The 15,807-nt window shown below is 62.5% G+C and carries 16 protein-coding genes; 14 read left to right on the forward strand and 2 right to left on the reverse strand.

All coding sequences use genetic code 11. The annotated features are described in order from the left end of the window. Positions 1 to 164: 164 nt before the first annotated feature. The 11 genes from ftsZ (at position 165) to QMK32_RS12255 (ending at position 11,532) form a co-directional block, all read left to right on the forward strand. Positions 165 to 1,397 carry a cell division protein FtsZ gene (gene ftsZ, locus QMK32_RS12205; protein WP_269303997.1) on the forward strand — a complete coding sequence of 411 codons (1,233 nt, stop codon included), beginning with the start codon at positions 165 to 167 and terminating at the stop codon, positions 1,395 to 1,397. A 46-nt stretch (positions 1,398 to 1,443) separates the two neighbouring features. Then, positions 1,444 to 2,163, forward strand: a complete 720-nt coding sequence (pgeF, locus tag QMK32_RS12210) for a peptidoglycan editing factor PgeF (RefSeq protein ID WP_283475358.1) — start codon at positions 1,444 to 1,446, stop codon at positions 2,161 to 2,163. Positions 2,164 to 2,171: 8 nt separating this feature from the next. Further along, a complete protein-coding gene (locus QMK32_RS12215) occupies positions 2,172 to 2,909 on the forward strand; it encodes a YggS family pyridoxal phosphate-dependent enzyme (protein WP_283475203.1) in 738 nt (245 codons plus the stop codon). Between the two features lie 114 nt (positions 2,910 to 3,023). Next, complete coding sequence (locus tag QMK32_RS12220) at positions 3,024 to 3,695, forward strand: cell division protein SepF (RefSeq protein ID WP_283475204.1); 672 nt, start codon at positions 3,024 to 3,026, stop codon at positions 3,693 to 3,695. A 101-nt stretch (positions 3,696 to 3,796) separates the two neighbouring features. After that, entirely contained in the window at positions 3,797 to 4,084 is a 288-nt protein-coding gene (locus tag QMK32_RS12225) for a YggT family protein (RefSeq protein WP_084346610.1), read from the forward strand. 160 nt (positions 4,085 to 4,244) lie between these two features. After that, entirely contained in the window at positions 4,245 to 5,111 is an 867-nt protein-coding gene (wag31, locus tag QMK32_RS12230; protein WP_283475205.1) for a DivIVA-like cell division protein Wag31, read from the forward strand. An 84-nt stretch (positions 5,112 to 5,195) separates the two neighbouring features. After that, positions 5,196 to 5,384: a hypothetical protein gene (locus tag QMK32_RS12235; RefSeq protein WP_283475206.1), complete on the forward strand. Its 189-nt coding sequence runs from the start codon at positions 5,196 to 5,198 to the stop codon at positions 5,382 to 5,384. Positions 5,385 to 5,703: 319 nt separating this feature from the next. After that, a complete protein-coding gene (gene ileS, locus QMK32_RS12240) occupies positions 5,704 to 8,838 on the forward strand; it encodes an isoleucine--tRNA ligase (protein ID WP_283475207.1) in 3,135 nt (1,044 codons plus the stop codon). Next, positions 8,835 to 9,482 (forward strand): peptide deformylase, encoded by a 648-nt coding sequence (locus QMK32_RS12245; RefSeq protein WP_283475208.1) that lies wholly within the window; start codon positions 8,835 to 8,837, stop codon positions 9,480 to 9,482. The genes ileS and QMK32_RS12245 overlap by 4 nt, the downstream gene beginning before the upstream one ends. Before the next feature lie 58 nt (positions 9,483 to 9,540). Further along, positions 9,541 to 10,878, forward strand: coding sequence for a DNA polymerase IV (locus QMK32_RS12250; RefSeq protein ID WP_283475209.1), 1,338 nt, complete (start codon positions 9,541 to 9,543; stop codon positions 10,876 to 10,878). Positions 10,879 to 11,022: 144 nt separating this feature from the next. Then, positions 11,023 to 11,532, forward strand: a complete 510-nt coding sequence (locus QMK32_RS12255; RefSeq protein WP_283475210.1) for a WKL family lipoprotein — start codon at positions 11,023 to 11,025, stop codon at positions 11,530 to 11,532. Positions 11,533 to 11,641: 109 nt separating this feature from the next. Here the strand turns inward: QMK32_RS12255 and QMK32_RS12260 are convergent, their stop codons facing one another. Both QMK32_RS12260 and QMK32_RS12265 read right to left on the reverse strand, forming a co-directional pair. After that, the gene (locus QMK32_RS12260; RefSeq protein WP_283475211.1) at positions 11,642 to 12,391 is read right to left on the reverse strand and encodes a hypothetical protein; all 750 of its coding nucleotides are present in this window, start codon (positions 12,389 to 12,391) and stop codon (positions 11,642 to 11,644) included. After that, positions 12,388 to 13,245, reverse strand: a complete 858-nt coding sequence (locus QMK32_RS12265) for a hypothetical protein (RefSeq protein WP_502943588.1) — start codon at positions 13,243 to 13,245, stop codon at positions 12,388 to 12,390. Before QMK32_RS12265 ends, QMK32_RS12260 begins: the two co-directional genes overlap by 4 nt. 300 nt (positions 13,246 to 13,545) lie before the next feature. On the opposite strand from QMK32_RS12265, the gene lspA reads away from it, so the two are divergent. From lspA to QMK32_RS12280, 3 genes are read left to right on the forward strand one after another with little or no spacing between them, the layout of a single operon-like run. Beyond that, entirely contained in the window at positions 13,546 to 14,049 is a 504-nt protein-coding gene (gene lspA, locus QMK32_RS12270; protein WP_269304501.1) for a signal peptidase II, read from the forward strand. Continuing rightward, positions 14,046 to 14,972, forward strand: coding sequence for an RluA family pseudouridine synthase (locus QMK32_RS12275; RefSeq protein ID WP_283475213.1), 927 nt, complete (start codon positions 14,046 to 14,048; stop codon positions 14,970 to 14,972). The genes lspA and QMK32_RS12275 overlap by 4 nt, the downstream gene beginning before the upstream one ends. Then, positions 14,969 to 15,634 (forward strand): hypothetical protein, encoded by a 666-nt coding sequence (locus QMK32_RS12280; protein WP_283475214.1) that lies wholly within the window; start codon positions 14,969 to 14,971, stop codon positions 15,632 to 15,634. The genes QMK32_RS12275 and QMK32_RS12280 overlap by 4 nt, the downstream gene beginning before the upstream one ends. Positions 15,635 to 15,807: the final 173 nt, after the last annotated feature.

Consider the following 15,807-nt stretch of genomic DNA (forward strand, 5'->3'; position numbering starts at 1 on the left):
AGCAAAATCTTTTCGCGGTGCCCGGCGCGCCTAATGGCAGAAGGTTGCACCGATCAATAGCGTTCATCAAGTCGGGTACTTGACATAACTCTAAGCCTATGGTTCAGGTTGAGACTATCCCGCACCCGACAGCCCAGACAAACAACCACGGAAGGCGAGAGCCCATGACGCCCCCGCACAACTACCTCGCCGTAATCAAGGTCGTCGGCATCGGCGGCGGCGGCGTTAACGCGGTCAACCGGATGATCGAACAGGGACTCAAAGGAGTCGAGTTCATCGCGGTCAACACCGATGCTCAAGCACTTCTCATGAGCGACGCCGACGTCAAACTCGATGTAGGTCGCGAGCTGACTCGCGGACTCGGTGCCGGAGCGGATCCCGAAGTGGGTCGCCGCGCGGCAGACGATCACAAAGACGAGATCGAGGAGGTCCTCAAGGGGGCCGACATGGTTTTCGTCACCGCGGGTGAAGGCGGTGGCACCGGCACCGGTGGCGCGCCCGTCGTCGCGAATATCGCCCGCAAACTCGGTGCTCTGACTGTCGGAGTCGTCACGCGACCGTTCTCGTTCGAGGGCAAGCGTCGTGGCGGCCAGGCCGACACCGGAATTCAGCAGCTTCGTGAGTCCTGCGACACGCTGATAGTGATCCCCAATGATCGGCTGCTGCAGTTGGGAGATGCGGCCGTCAGTTTGATGGATGCATTCCGAAGTGCCGACGAGGTACTGCTCAACGGAGTCCAGGGCATCACCGATCTCATCACGACTCCAGGGTTGATCAACGTCGACTTCGCAGATGTGAAGGGTGTCATGTCCGGCGCCGGTAGTGCTCTGATGGGAATCGGCTCCTCACGCGGTGAGGGTCGGGCCATCAAGGCTGCGGAATCTGCCATCAATTCGCCGTTGCTCGAAGCGTCGATGGAAGGCGCCCGAGGTGTACTGCTGTCGATCGCCGGTGGATCCGACCTGGGCCTGTTCGAGATCAACGAGGCTGCATCGCTGGTGCAAGAAGCTGCTCACATCGACGCCAACATCATCTTCGGCACGGTCATCGACGATTCGCTCGGTGACGAGGTGCGGGTCACAGTGATCGCCGCCGGGTTCGACGGTGGCACCCCGACCCGTCGACCTGTGGAAGCTGCGCCAGGAAATGCACGCGGATCCGTCGGATCGGCCCGGTCCGGCGAAGTGTCCTCGTCGAGGCCAACGGATTCGACCAGTTCGGCGGGAGTCTTTCGTGATTCCGCGGGCACTCCGAGTGGAAGTAGTCTTCCGCCGCTGCCGAATTCGGAGTCACGCAGTGCGCCGTCCAACAGTGTGCCCGGGACCGGGCGACGTGTCCCGGTGTCCGAAGAAGAGGGCGAAGATGAGGTAGACGTACCGTCGTTCATGCGTCGCTGATCCGACCATCCCGAGAAGGATTGCACCTACCGAGAGGAATGTCGCGCTGAACGGCAAAGTCCGCAGGGTTACCACCACCAGAGCAGGTGGGGTGTCGGCGCCGCCGTTCGACACTTTCAATCTCGGCGACCATGTGGGGGACGCTCCGGCGGCCGTTGCGGCAAACCGAGAACGGTTGGGTCGGGAACTGGGCCTGGGCGTCGACGGCCTGGTGTGGATGGAGCAGGTACACGGTCGTACCGTCACGGTGGTGGACGGCCCGGTCTCCGAGCCCGTACCGGTCACCGACGCACTCGTGACGACCGTTCGCAATCTCGGCCTGGTGGTATTGACTGCGGATTGTGTTCCGCTTCTGCTGTCCGACGACGAGGCAGGTGTGATCGCTGCCGTCCATGCAGGGCGGGTGGGGGCCCGAATCGGCATCGTGCCCAAGGTGCTGGAGAAGATGGTTTCGCTCGGGGCGGACCTCTCACGTATCGGTGCTTTTCTGGGTCCGGCAGCAAGTGGCCGCCAGTACGAAGTGCCTGCGCATATGCGGGCCGACGTCGAGCGTCATTTACCCGGTAGTGCGACGACGACGGTTCGTAAGACGCCGGGCCTCGATATCCGAGCGGGTATTCGGAGGCAACTCGAGTCTTCCGGTGTGTCGGCGGTGGTGGTCGATCCTCGGTGCACCATCGAGGACAGAACCCTGTTCAGTCATCGGCGGGAAGCACCGACCGGTAGGTTCGCCAGCGTGATCTGGATGGACACCGAGCCTGCTTGACTGGTGCCATGACTATCGCAAGTGACAGAGCCGTAGAGATAGAGAACGCACTGCAGTCGGTGCGCGATCGGCTGCGTGCGGCGTGTATCTCCGCCGGCCGTGCCGAAAAGGACGTGACGTTGCTTCCGGTCACCAAGTTCTTCCCCTCGAGTGACGTCGAAAATCTCTATCGACTGGGCTGCCGTGAGTTCGGTGAGTCGCGGGAGCAGGAAGCAACGGTCAAGGCTCAGGAGACGGCCGAGCACTTCGCCGACTCTCCCGCGAAATGGCACATGATCGGGCATCTGCAGAGAAACAAGGCGAAGTCGGTTGCGAAGTGGGCCTATTCGATTCATTCGGTGGACAGTGCGCGATTGGTTCAGTCGCTTCAGAACGCAGTGCAGCGTGCGCTGGGCGAGGGCGAGCGGACAAGCCCTCTGCGGGTGCTGATTCAAGTGAGTCTCGATGGCGATGTTCACCGGGCCGGCATCGAACGCGAACAGCTGGACGAACTGGTCGACCTCGTCGCATCAGCAGAGGATCTCTCTCTTGCGGGTTTGATGGCGGTCCCGCCGATCGAAGCCGACCCCGATAGTTCGTTCGCCGATCTTGCCGAACTGCACCGGCGTGTTCTCGTCGATCATCCCGAGGCCGTCGAACTGTCTGCGGGCATGACCGGCGACCTGGAAGCCGCTGTGCGACACGGATCGACGTGCGTGCGTGTCGGTACCGCAATACTCGGTTCGCGGCCGATAACCTCGCAATAGAGACCACGGTTCACATCAGTCACAACTGACCCAATGTGAACCTGGTGACGACACGCTGAACACCCGCCCGGGAGTGAAGCCCGAATGGCCAGTTTTGAAGGAAGGCAAGGATCGATGAGCACCCTGCACAAGTTCAAGGCGTACTTCGGCATGGTTCCACTCGCGGACTACGAAGACGACTACCTCGACGAGCCTGATAGTCATCGGGTTTCGCGGGGGCGCGACCCATACGCCGAACTCGACGAGCGCGGCGACCGTGAATTCGGCGGCCCTAGCTTTACGTCTCGACGGCCGGCGCATGCCGATCTGGACGACGCCGAAGATTACGACGACTTCGACGCGCCTCGCCCGGCTCCGACTCTGGCGCCGATCGGGAGCAGAAGTTCACGCGGCGCATCCGGCGGCGGTACTCGGCCGACGGCGACTCGCGGAAACCTCGCCGTCGATACCAGGATGGATGTCCGTGCGGAGACTCGTCGAAGCCCGATTGTCGACGACGGAGGCCCCTTGTCCAAAATCACCACGTTGCGCCCGCGCGACTACAGCGAGGCGCGCACCATCGGTGAGCGCTTTCGTGACGGAACTCCCGTCATCATGGATCTCGTCGAGATGAGCAATGCCGACGCGAAGCGGTTGGTCGACTTCGCAGCGGGACTGGCGTTCGCACTGCGTGGTTCCTTCGACAAGGTTGCGACGAAAGTGTTTCTGCTCTCGCCCGCTGATGTCGACGTATCGCCTCAGGAGCGTCGCCGGATCGCCGAAACCGGCTTCTACAGTCAGCAATGACTCGGACGGGTTGTGCGATAAGTCCGCGGCTCGATCGAGCGTCGGGGGTCTCTGACCTGCTCGCTTTGATCGAGCCGCTTTTTTCGGGCACAGTATGAGACGTGGCCTTGTTTGCGGTTCTCTATTTCGTACTTTTCATGTTCTGGCTGCTTCTCATCGGCCGCATCATCGTCGAATTCATCAGAACGTTCGCCCGCGACTGGCGTCCCACTGGAATTGTGGTGATCTTGCTCGAAGCGATTTTCACGGTGACCGACCCGCCGGTCAAGCTGCTTCGCAGACTGATACCGCCGGTGAATCTCGGCGGAGTTCGACTCGATTTGTCGATCATGGTGTTGCTCTTCGGGGTATTCATCCTGATGACTGTCGTGAGAGGGCTGGGGTCGTAGGGTTCGATACGTTGGTACAAGACTTCGGGGACGCGGGCGACCAGCGCGACCGATGTGACAGAATGGACGCCAGTTACAGTTTGATTGTTCCGGACCGTATGGAATGGGATATAACTGAATGCTTGCTCTACCGCCTCAAGACGCGTGAAGGGATCCTTCCATGCCGCTGACTCCAGCTGATGTGCACAATGTCGCGTTCAGTAAGCCGCCGATCGGAAAGCGCGGCTACAACGAAGACGAGGTAGATGCATTCCTCGATCTCGTCGAGCAAGAGTTGTCGCGACTGATCGAAGAAAATGCTGATCTGCGCCAGCGAGTGGGCGAGCTCGATCAGGAGCTGTCCGACTCCAAGAGCTCTGCTCGCCAATCCGGCCCCGGCCAATCTGCACCCGTTCAGCAGAAGGCGCCAGAGCCGCAGCGACCTCCGGAGCCGCAACGCCCGGTCGAGCCTCCCAAGCCTGCACCTGTGGTGGCCCCGGCTCCGGCTCCCGTTGCTGCGTCGCCGAGCGCCGATTCCAACATGCAGGCGGCCAAGATCCTGGGCCTCGCTCAGGAAATGGCAGATCGTCTGACGAGCGATGCCAAAACCGAATCGGAGCAGTTGCTCGGCAACGCGCGGACCAACGCCGAGCGCCTCGTCACCGATGCGCGTACGCGCTCGGAGGCAATGGTCACGGATGCTCGTCAGAAATCCGAGTCGCTACTGTCGGATGCACAGACACGGTCGGAGACGCAGCTCAGGCAGGCGAAGGAGAAGGCCGACGCACTTCAGGCCGATGCCGAACGCAAGCACACCGAGATCATGGCGACGATCAACGAGCAGCGATCTGTGCTGGAGGGTCGCATCGAGCAGCTCAAGACGTTCGAGCGCGAGTACCGGGTCCGTCTCAAGTCGTACCTGGAGTCGCAGCTCGAAGAGTTGGAGAATCGCTCCTCGGCCTTACCTGTGGACAATGGCAAGGACGGCTTCAGCCAAGAGGGACAGTCCTCCGGTTACAGCCAGTCGTACGCCAAAGGCAACAACTAGAGGTTGTTTGCTTCACGCATGGCGCGCGACGGCTCGCTCCGGATCTGACGATCGCCTGCCGGCGCATCCGGAACGAGGTGTGTTGTGCTTGTACTGACGCTGTGTGCGGCGGCAGTGGGGTTTGCCTTGCTGGTCATCGCTCTGATGACCGGCTCGGTGATCTGGGCGTGGGGCTGTATCGCAGTATGTGTAGTGGGTGCGGTTCTGTTGCTTGTGGGCGCGTTGGCCGGTAGGAAGTCTCCTCCCGATCCTCTCGCCCCGCCCAAGCATTAGTTCCCTAGCATTAGCTGGTCTGGATCGCTGTGCGCAGTAGTCGGTCCGGTTCCAGAGCAGTTCGATCGAAAGAAGTAAGGCTTTGATCCGGCAATCACCGGGGAGTCTTCGGAAGAACGGTGAGCCTTGTACGGGTTTGCTCAGTAGAGCCGAACGGGTGGGCCCGTCACAGCCCGCGTGAGTGGCACCGGATCGTTTCCTTTGCGGGCGAATCCGATGCAAACGGGGTGGTACCGCGGTACCGACGTAAAGACACGTCGGACATCGTCCCCGTGCCGACACGTTCCGCTCGTACGAGCGGATGGCACGAGGAGTCACCATGACCGACGATCACACATCGACACGCGATTCCTACCCGCTCGTCGACATCTACGGCTCGAAAGCCGGCAGCGTATCGTTCCCCGATCTCGAGAAGAAGGTCCTCGACGCCTGGGCTGCGGATGGAACCTTCCGCGCCAGCGTGGACAACCGTGAAGGCGCCGAGGAATTCGTCTTCTACGACGGCCCCCCGTTCGCAAACGGACTGCCGCACTACGGCCATCTTCTGACCGGATATGTCAAGGATCTTGTACCTCGCTTCCAGACGATGCGGGGTATGAAGGTCGAGCGGCGATTCGGCTGGGACTGTCATGGGTTACCGGCCGAACTCGAAGCCGAGAAGCAACTCGGGATCAAGGACAAGTCCGAGATCGACGAGATGGGTCTGGCGAAGTTCAACGCGTACTGCAAGCAGTCGGTCCTGCAGTACACCGACGAATGGCGCGACTACGTGACCCGTCAGGCTCGCTGGGTCGACTTCGACAACGACTACAAGACCCTCGATCTGGACTTCATGGAGTCGGTCATGTGGGCATTCAAGACGCTCCATGACAAGGGGCTGATCTACCAGGGCTTCCGAGTGCTTCCGTACTCCTGGTACGAGCAGACACCGTTGTCGAACCAGGAGACGCGTCTCGACGACGCATACAAGATGCGTCAGGATCCGGCCGTCACCGTGCGAATGGTGCTCTCCGCTCCTGGGTCGCCCCTCGACGGCGCCGATGCATTGATCTGGACGACGACGCCGTGGACCATTCCGTCGAATCTCGCGATGGCGGTCCGTCCGGACATCGACTACGTACAGGTCGAGGACGGAGAAGGCGGACGCGTCGTACTCGCTCGTGATCGTGTGGCTCATTACGCTCGGGAGTTGGGGGAGAACCCGACGGTGTTGTCCGAGCACACCGGTGCCGATCTCGTAGGGCTGAAGTACACGCCTCCGTTCGACTTTTTCTCCGGGCATCCCAACTCGCATCGCGTACTGTCCGCCGATTACGTGACTACCGATTCCGGTACCGGAATCGTGCACTTGGCGCCCGCATTCGGTGAAGAGGACATGGACGTGGCGACGGCCAACGGTATCGAGGTGGTGCAACCGCTGGATCCGGGTGGAAAGTTCACCTCGATGGTGCCGCCGTACGAGGGCTTGATGGTGTTCGATGCGAACCCGGTCATCATCAAGGATCTGAAGGCCTCGGGACGGTTGCTGCGTCACGAGACGATCGAGCACTCGTACCCGCATAGTTGGCGGAGTGGTCAGCCGCTCATCTACATGGCGGTTCCGTCGTGGTTCGTGGCGGTGACCAAGTTCCGCGATCGCATGGTCGAGTTGAACCAGGAGATCACGTGGGTCCCCGAACATATCAAGGATGGGCAGTTCGGTAAGTGGCTCGCGGGTGCGCGTGACTGGAACATCAGCCGAAACCGCTACTGGGGCAGTCCGATTCCGGTGTGGACCTCGGATGATCCGGCGTATCCGAGACTCGACGTCTATGGCAGCCTCGATGATCTCGAGCGTGATTTCGGTGTGCGACCGACCGATCTTCATCGTCCCTACATCGACGATCTGACGCGGCCGAATCCCGACGACCCGACCGGCAATTCGACCATGCGTCGTGTTCCGGAGGTATTGGACTGCTGGTTCGAGTCCGGTTCGATGCCGTATGCGCAGGTGCACTTTCCGTTCGAGAACGAGGAGTGGTTCGCCACTCACAACCCCGGCGATTTCATCGTCGAGTACAACGGTCAGACGCGTGGATGGTTTTACACGCTGCATGTCCTGGCGACGGCCCTGTTCGATAGGCCGGCCTTCAAAACCGTTGCAGCACACGGGATCGTCCTCGGAGACGACGGCTTGAAGATGAGCAAGTCCAAGGGGAACTATCCGGATGTGAAGGAAGTGTTCGACAGGGACGGCTCCGATGCCATGCGGTGGTTCCTGATGTCTTCTCCGATCCTTCGAGGCGGAAATCTCGTCGTGACCGAGCAGGGCATCCGCGAGGGTGTTCGTCAGGCCTTGCTGCCGATCTGGAACGCGTGGAGCTTCTTGCAGTTGTACGCGGACAAGCCGGGCGTGTGGCGTACCGATTCGCCGCATGTTCTCGATCGGTACGTGCTTGCGAAGCTGGCTGCGACTCGCGATGCGATCACCGATGGGTTGGAGGGAAACGACATCGCAGGTGCGTGCGACGAGCTTCGCGTGTTCTGTGATGCATTGACCAATTGGTATGTGCGACGCTCGCGTTCGAGGTTCTGGAGTGAGAACGTCGATGCGATCGACACACTCCACACAGTGCTGGAAGTTCTGACGCGGATCGCGGCACCGCTTCTGCCGTTGATCAGTGAAGTCGTCTGGCGTGGCCTTACCGGCGGGCGTTCGGTGCACCTGATGGACTGGCCTGACGCGGGTGAGCTGCCTTCCGATCCCGAACTCGTCGAGTCCATGGACGAGGTTCGAACCATCTGTTCCACCGTGCTCGGTCTACGTAAGGCGCAGAATCTTCGAGTGCGCTTGCCGCTGCCCGAGGTCACCGTCGCTGCCGAGAACGCGGAGCGGTTGCGTCCATACGCCGACATCATCGCGGATGAGGTCAATGTCAAGAAGGTGGATCTGACCGACGACGTCGCTGTGCACGGCAAGTTCGAACTTGTGGTCAACGCTCGTGCGGCAGGTCCTCGCATCGGTAAGGACGTTCAGAAGGTCATCAAGGCCGTCAAGGCCGGGGAATGGTCCGAGGACGCCAACGGTGTTGTCGGCGCTGCTGGGATCGAGCTGCTGCCCTCCGAATACACCCGCAAATTGGTTGCTGCCGAACCGGATTCGACGGCTGCGTTGCCCGGAAACGCTGGACTCGTCGTGCTCGACTCGAATGTCACAGCCGAACTCGAAGCCGAGGGTTGGGCGAAGGATCGTATCCGCGAATTCCAGGACGCACGCCGTAACCTCGGGCTGGAGGTGTCGGATCGGATCGATATCGTCGTCGAGGTACCGGCTGATCGACGCGACTGGCTCGACACCCACCGGGAACTCATCAAGGGTGAGGTCCTTGCGCTTACCTTGGTCGATGGGGATCCGGGCCCGGAAGCGGTCGAGCTGGGCGAGGGCGTGCGCGCGTTGGTCAGCCGAGCGCGATGACGGCAGCCGCATCGATGGAGGACGTCGTCCGCGAAATTCTCTCTTCGGCTCGTGGTGGCGTCGTCCCGATCGTGGTCGTCGGCGAACCGGTGCTTCGGGCTCCGGCCGCGCCGTTGGTCGATCAACTCGAGGTCCGGACACTCGAGCGGCTCGTCGAGGTCATGCGGGCGACGATGCACGATGCGCCGGGCGTGGGATTAGCTGCTCCGCAGATCGGTATTCCGCTCCGGATTGCGGTGATCGAGGACATGTACGAGGTGGACCCGGAGATGGCGGAGGCGCGCGATCGCACTCCGCTGCCGTTTCGGGTTGTCGTCAATCCCACGTACACCGCGATCGGGGATGCTCGACGCTCGTTCTTCGAGGGGTGTCTGTCGGTGCCCGGGTATCAGGCTGTCGTCTCGCGGCCTGCGGCCGTTCGGCTCGAATGTGTCGATTCGAACGGTAATGAGATCGACGAGATCGTCCGCGGGTGGCCGGCACGGATCGTGGCGCATGAAACCGATCACCTCGACGGCATGGTCTATATCGACAAGGCCGTCACCAGATCCCTGGCATCGAACGAGGTCTACGGCGAACTGTGGCGCGATCCGTCACCAGAGCGGGCGGCAGCATCGCTGGGCTTCGAGCTCAGCCAAGAGTGAGAGACCGGCCGGGGGAGACAACGGTGGAGTGTCGTGATCCGCGCGAGGTTCATCGCTCATGACGAATTCTCGCAGCGCGCGGTGGGTCCTGCATCTCGACATGGATGCGTTCTTCGCATCCGTCGAGCAGCTGACCCGTCCCACGTTGCGGGGTAGGCCGGTCCTGGTGGGTGGGGCCGGTGGCCGCGGGGTCGTTGCCGGATGCAGCTACGAGGCGCGAGTTTTCGGTGCTCGCTCGGCCATGCCCATGCATCAGGCGCGACGGCTCGTCGGGGGAGGTGCCGTCGTGTTGCCCCCTCGGGGTTCCTTGTATCAGGCGCTCAGCCGCCGAGTGTTCGACGCTCTGCGTACTCCGATGCCGCTCTTGGAACAGTTGTCGATGGATGAAGCGTTCGGGGAGCCGTCCGAGCTTGTGGGTGCGACGTCGGCGGAGGTACTCGACTTCTGCGAGTCACTGAGGACTCTGGTGCGCGAGGAAACCGGCTTGGTGGCGTCGATCGGCGCGGGTGCCGGAAAGCAGATTGCGAAAATTGCATCCGGGCTGGCCAAGCCGGATGGTGTCAAGGTCGTCACTCCGCACGAGCAGACGGAGTTGATGGCGGCATTGCCCGTGCGCAAGCTGTGGGGGATAGGTCCGGTGGCGGAGGAGAAGCTTCGCAGGCTCGGGATCGACACGATCGGCACCTTCGTCTCCACTTCGGAATCGGAGGTTGCCTCGATCCTCGGGGCGACGGTCGGACCGAGCCTGCACAGACTTGCGCGGGGAATCGACGATCGCGCGGTGGCCGAGCGAGCCGAAGCGAAGCAGGTCAGCGCCGAAACGACGTTCGCACATGATCTTGTGACGTTGGCCCAACTGCGCGCTGCGGTGGAATCGAGCGGCGACGCCGCCCACCGCAGGTTATGCAAGGACGGCCGAGGCGCTCGAACTGTGGTTCTGAAATTGCGTAAAGCAGACATGAGTATCCTCACGCGCTCGGTGACCCTTCCGTACGCAACCGTCGACAAGCAGACCATTGTCGCTGCGGCCCAGCGCCTGGTGCTCGACCCGGTGGAACTTGGCCCTATTCGCTTGGTGGGAGTGGGTTTGGCCGGGTTGTCGACCGTGCAGCAGGGCTCGCTCTTCCCTGAGCTGGACTACCACTCAGGCGACGTTCTCGACGATGCGAGAACCACACCGAACCCAGCGCCTGTCCCGCCGGAACCGAGCCCTAGGTGGCACCCCGGGATGGATGTAAGGCATCCTGAGTACGGACACGGATGGATACAGGGGGCAGGCCATTCCGTGGTGACTGTTCGTTTCGAGACCCGATCTTCCGGACCGGGTAGGGCTCGTACTTTTGCCGAGGGGGATGAGATGCTCCGCCTAGCGGATGCGCTCGACAGTCTCCAATGACGCGATTTCCTACCGGTCGGTACCCGAATCTGGCCGTGCGAGATTTCGAATGGCATAGTGGGGCACCCGAGACGAACGATGACAAGTTGACCCCCGCAGTGATCGACAGTGATCGCTGGCGATCAGAGTGAAAAGGACAAGCACTTGAAGCTTCGTAACACCCGTAAGGCCATGGTTGCAGGCATCGCGATTGCTGCAGCGTTCACGATGACCGCGTGCGGATCGGACGATGGCGGCGACACCGCAACCACCACCACTGCTTCGGCATCTTCTGCTTCAGCCGCACCCGACGCGAGCGGCGACTACCCGCCGGTTCCGACGCCGGAGGAACTCAACGCGGAACTGCTTCGCGGGCTCGACCCAGCGGTGCCGGTGGAGGAGAAGGCCGAACTGATCCAGGGTGCAGAGGCCGATCCCGACCTCATCAACCAGGTCGCGGCCGCAGCCGTACAGAACGGTGCAGCGATTCAGCTCACCAGCGTCGACGACTTGGGTGACGGCACGCTCAATGCAGGCGCAACGCTGACCATCAACGGTCAGGCCAACCCCGGCAACTTCACCTTCGTCGCCGAAGACGGAAAGTGGAAGCTGTCGAAGGAGAACGCGTGTGGCCTCGTACAGCTCGCGCAGCTGACTTCGCCCGCGTGCGCTTGATTTCTTAGCACTCGATCGGATAAATGCCGGTGTCGTCCCTCTTGGGACGGCACCGGCATTTGCGTGTTCCGGGGTGAGGTGCTCGAAGAGGTAGCGCGCACGCGTCGTTCTATACGCCTCGGTCGGCGCCTCTGATCCGATCCACCGCCGTCGTGGCCAACTCGGTCATGACTGTGGGATCGAATGCATCCTGGCCGGTCCCCACAAGTTGCACGACCGTCGAATCGACAACAGCAACTACGACGTCCGAGACCAGTGTGTAGCCGCCACTGTCGATAGTCAGACGCACCGAGACCGAAGCGTCTCCGACCGGGTCCTGCTCACGACCTTCGAGTCGGTAGTCCACGCGCACCCCGTCCGCATCGGTACCGGAGTACTCGGTGCATTCCGCGAAGGTGTTTTGAAGTGCAGTAAAAGCCTCGGCGGCTCCGCGGCCGGGGTAGCTCACCGCGTCCTCGTCGAGTGAGGAGAAATTCGGACCCGAGTACCGCACGTCGGCCCCAGCAGACGCACCGGGCAACTGTCGTTCTATCGGTGCGAGGACGTCGCCGCAGGCTTCCGGATCGGTGCCCGATCGGTCCGGTGCGTCGTACTCGGGAGCCGGATCCATGCCGAGATCACGGACAGGGTCGGGAATCGGCGCAAACCCGTCTGGCAATAGATCCATGCTGAGCATCGCGGACTGTAGCGCCGCAGAATCGGTGATCGGCGATCCCAACAAGGGATCGGGTGCGGCGGCAACCGGGCCGAGAGCGACGTTCGGTGCGTCATCGTGCGCGGTCTCGGGTCCACCGCACGCGGCGGCAGACAGCCCCGTCGCGACGGCCAGAGCGGTGAGCAGCAGTGGACGCGTCATCATGGCGTGGTCCATCGAACGGTGTCGCTGATGTCCTGACGCAGCACGGTCGACCCTTCGGGGTCGCTGTACTGCTGTTTGCCACCGACGGTGACCTCACCCGACAACGGAAGTGGTGTGCCGGCGTCGACCTCGAGGGTTCCTGCTCCCGTCATGGTGTAGGAATCGATGGCCAGCGAACCGGCGTTGTCGGGCAGTTCCAGCGTGGTCGACTCGGGCGTCTGGTCTATCCGCAGGTCGATGGTCAGGCGGTCGCCGTCCCGTGATCTCAGCGTTGCGGTCGTCACCTGGTTGAGCGTCACTCCGCTGATGACCTGCTGTTCTACGGTCCACACCGCGCCGACGCCGATCTCGTCGTCCGGATACGAGACCGACCGGTATACGGCCTGGTTCAGCGCCTGTTCGATAGCCGCACGCGCTGCATCCTGCGTCTCGTCCGACGGTGTGATCGTCAGGGCAGTGATCGCCCCGGCATCGGTCATGGTCAAGCCGGCAGCCGAACCTTCCGCAGGCGCCAACGCGTCGGTGAGTCGTTGGTCTGCTGATGTCGCCTTGCCGACGCGAAGGTTCACCGTGTCGGAGGAGTCCATGTCCGTCGCCGTCAACGGCAGGGTGAGCTCGGGGGTGGAGAAGTCCTGCACAGCCTGATCGTCGATCTGCTGAGTCACTGCCGAACGGGTGGACAGCTGAACCGTCTGATTGCCGCTGCGCACAGAGGTCACGGTCGATCGTGGTTCCGCACCCGGGTCCAGCAGAGTTGTCGTCACCGGAGTGACGGGTAGCGAGACGCCGGAGGTAGGGGACGAGCTTGTCGCGGTCACCGACGTGCCCTCCCCGGAGGAGGTGCATGCGGTCATGAGAGCGGCGATTGCGGCGGCTGCGGCAAGTCCGCGTAGACGTCGTACGGAGGTTTCGGAAGTCGAGATCACGGCACCCAGATTACGGACACGGCTCCCGCGAGAGTGGTCGCCGCCGGTCCGGATGTGTGGTGCGGGGTCCCGATGCGACATGATGGGGGTGTGAGTGAAGACCGCCCGACCGATCCAACCAGCCCCGACAGCACCGCCGAGAAGCCCGAAGCCGCGCATGTAGGCGCGAATATTCCTGCGGAATCCACGAAGTCGGACGGCGTGCCCGACAAGCCGCTGCGTACCCGGATGCTCGTTGTGATCGCGGTGGTCGTGCTCGCCTTCGACCTCGCAACCAAAATCGCCGTTGTTCATTGGATTTCCCCGGGCAGACCGGTCGAGATTTTCGGTGACGTCGTCACCTTGCGCCTGGTGCGTAACCCTGGCGCCGCGTTCTCCATGGCGACCGGTATGACCTGGTTGCTCACCATCGTGGCAGTGTGCGTCGTGATCGGCGTGATTCGGATCGGACGGACGTTGCGCTCGCCATGGTGGGCCCTCGGCCTCGGTCTCGTTCTCGGTGGTGCGCTCGGAAACCTCATCGATCGTTTCTTTCGTTCCCCAGGGCCGTTGCAAGGGCATGTGGTCGATTTCGTGTCGGTGGGGTGGTGGCCGGTGTTCAATGTCGCCGACTCCTCGATCGTGTGCGGCGCAATTCTTCTGGTCGTGTTGAGCCTGTTCGGGCTCGAACCGAACGGTCGACGTACCGAGTCGAAGAAAAACGCCACAGCGACGAAGGCAGTGGAGAAATGAGGGAATCGCGTTCGATGCCGGTTCCCGACGGACTCGACGGCATGCGTGTCGACGCCGGCGTCTCTCGGCTGCTCGGCTACTCCAGAACCGTGGTGGCGACGCTCGCGGAAGAGGGGTCGGTGGTAGTCGACGGTGCCAAGGTCGGTAAGTCCGACCGCCTGTCGGCAGGCACGTGGCTCGAGGTCGAACTGCCTGAGCCCGCACGTGAGTTGACGGTCGTGGCGCAGCCGGTCCCGGGAATGGCCATCCTTTACGCCGACGACGACATCGTCGCGGTGGACAAGCCGGTCGGAGTGGCTGCGCATGCGAGCGTCGGCTGGACCGGACCTACCGTGATCGGTGGACTGGCCGCCGCAGGGTACCGAATCTCGACGTCCGGGTCGCACGAGCGTCAGGGCATCGTGCATCGTCTCGACGTCGGTACATCGGGTGTGATGATGGTTGCTACGTCGGAGCGCGCGTACACGGTCCTCAAGCGCGCGTTCAAGGAGCGCACCATCTCCAAGCGGTATCACGCTCTGGTGCAAGGACATCCGGACCCGAGCAGCGGGACGATCGATGCCCCGATCGGCCGCCACGGCAGCAACGATTGGAAGTTCGCTGTACGCGCCGACGGCAAAGCCAGTGTGACGCACTACGACACGATCGAGGCATTTCAGGCTGCGAGCCTGTTGGACGTGCACCTCGAGACCGGTCGCACTCATCAGATTCGGGTGCATTTCTCGGCGCTTCGGCACCCTTGCTGCGGCGACCTGACGTACGGGGCGGACCCGAAACTCGCGGCACGGCTCGGGCTCGAGCGTCAGTGGCTGCACGCTAAGTCGTTGGGGTTCACGCACCCATCCGACGGCCGATGGGTCGAGATCGAAAGCGAGTATCCCGCCGATCTTCAGCACGCGCTGGAGGTATTGCGCAAGGCATGAGACGGTTCGGCGGGGCACTCGAGGCGGGCGTGCTGGTGGCAGTCGTTGTCGGACTGCTCTGGTTGGTCGGTGCTCTGAATCCGCTTCCACGACCCGGGGTCAACACCGATCGACTCGGGCCGGATAACGGCGAGATGGTGTCGGATTACCTGGACAGGGCGCGCGGAACCCTGCGTGGTGTCGATGACGGTAATCCGCATTGGGCTCTCGTTTCTTTCGACACGCCGCTTTCCCCGCAACGGCTGGTCGCAATTGCTGACGGTGAACGGATTGCGCGGGTACTTCTGAGAGTGCCGATGGACCGCGTGCAAAGCCAGGTGATCGACATCGGTGTCGCGGGGAGCGAGCAATCGGTGCTGGGGGCCGAAAGCGTCGCGGCGTCGAGGCTCGGGGTGAGCGCCGGGCAGTGGGATCGTCAATCTCAGATCGACGCCACATCGGCCGCGCAGCTCGGTTCCGGTTGCGATTGTGTCGTCGGCGCGGTGCTCCGTGCCACTCCGTCGGCGTTGCTTGCCATCGAGAACACCGAGGGAGTACGAGCCGTCGAAGCGCTGCCTGCCGACGCGATTGCCGGTCGCTTCGCGGTGCGAGTGCTGCTTTCTGAATTCGTTTCCGTTGTGGGCCCCCTTCCCGACGACGGGCCCGTACCCCCGCCACGATGATGGCGATTTCCGTCGCTTTCGTCACACCTGTCTCGAGAGCGGCAGGACACGGTCATCGTTCCTCAGGACACACCGACAGCATGGAAAATCTGTCGGTTCGAACGCTTAGAGTGGGTGGGCTTCGGTATCGATCTTTCCCGCTGGCGCGATTGGCACTGCCCGAGACTTTCGGG

This window comes from Rhodococcus sp. H29-C3 (genome assembly GCF_030063405.1).
Classification (GTDB): domain Bacteria; phylum Actinomycetota; class Actinomycetes; order Mycobacteriales; family Mycobacteriaceae; genus Rhodococcoides.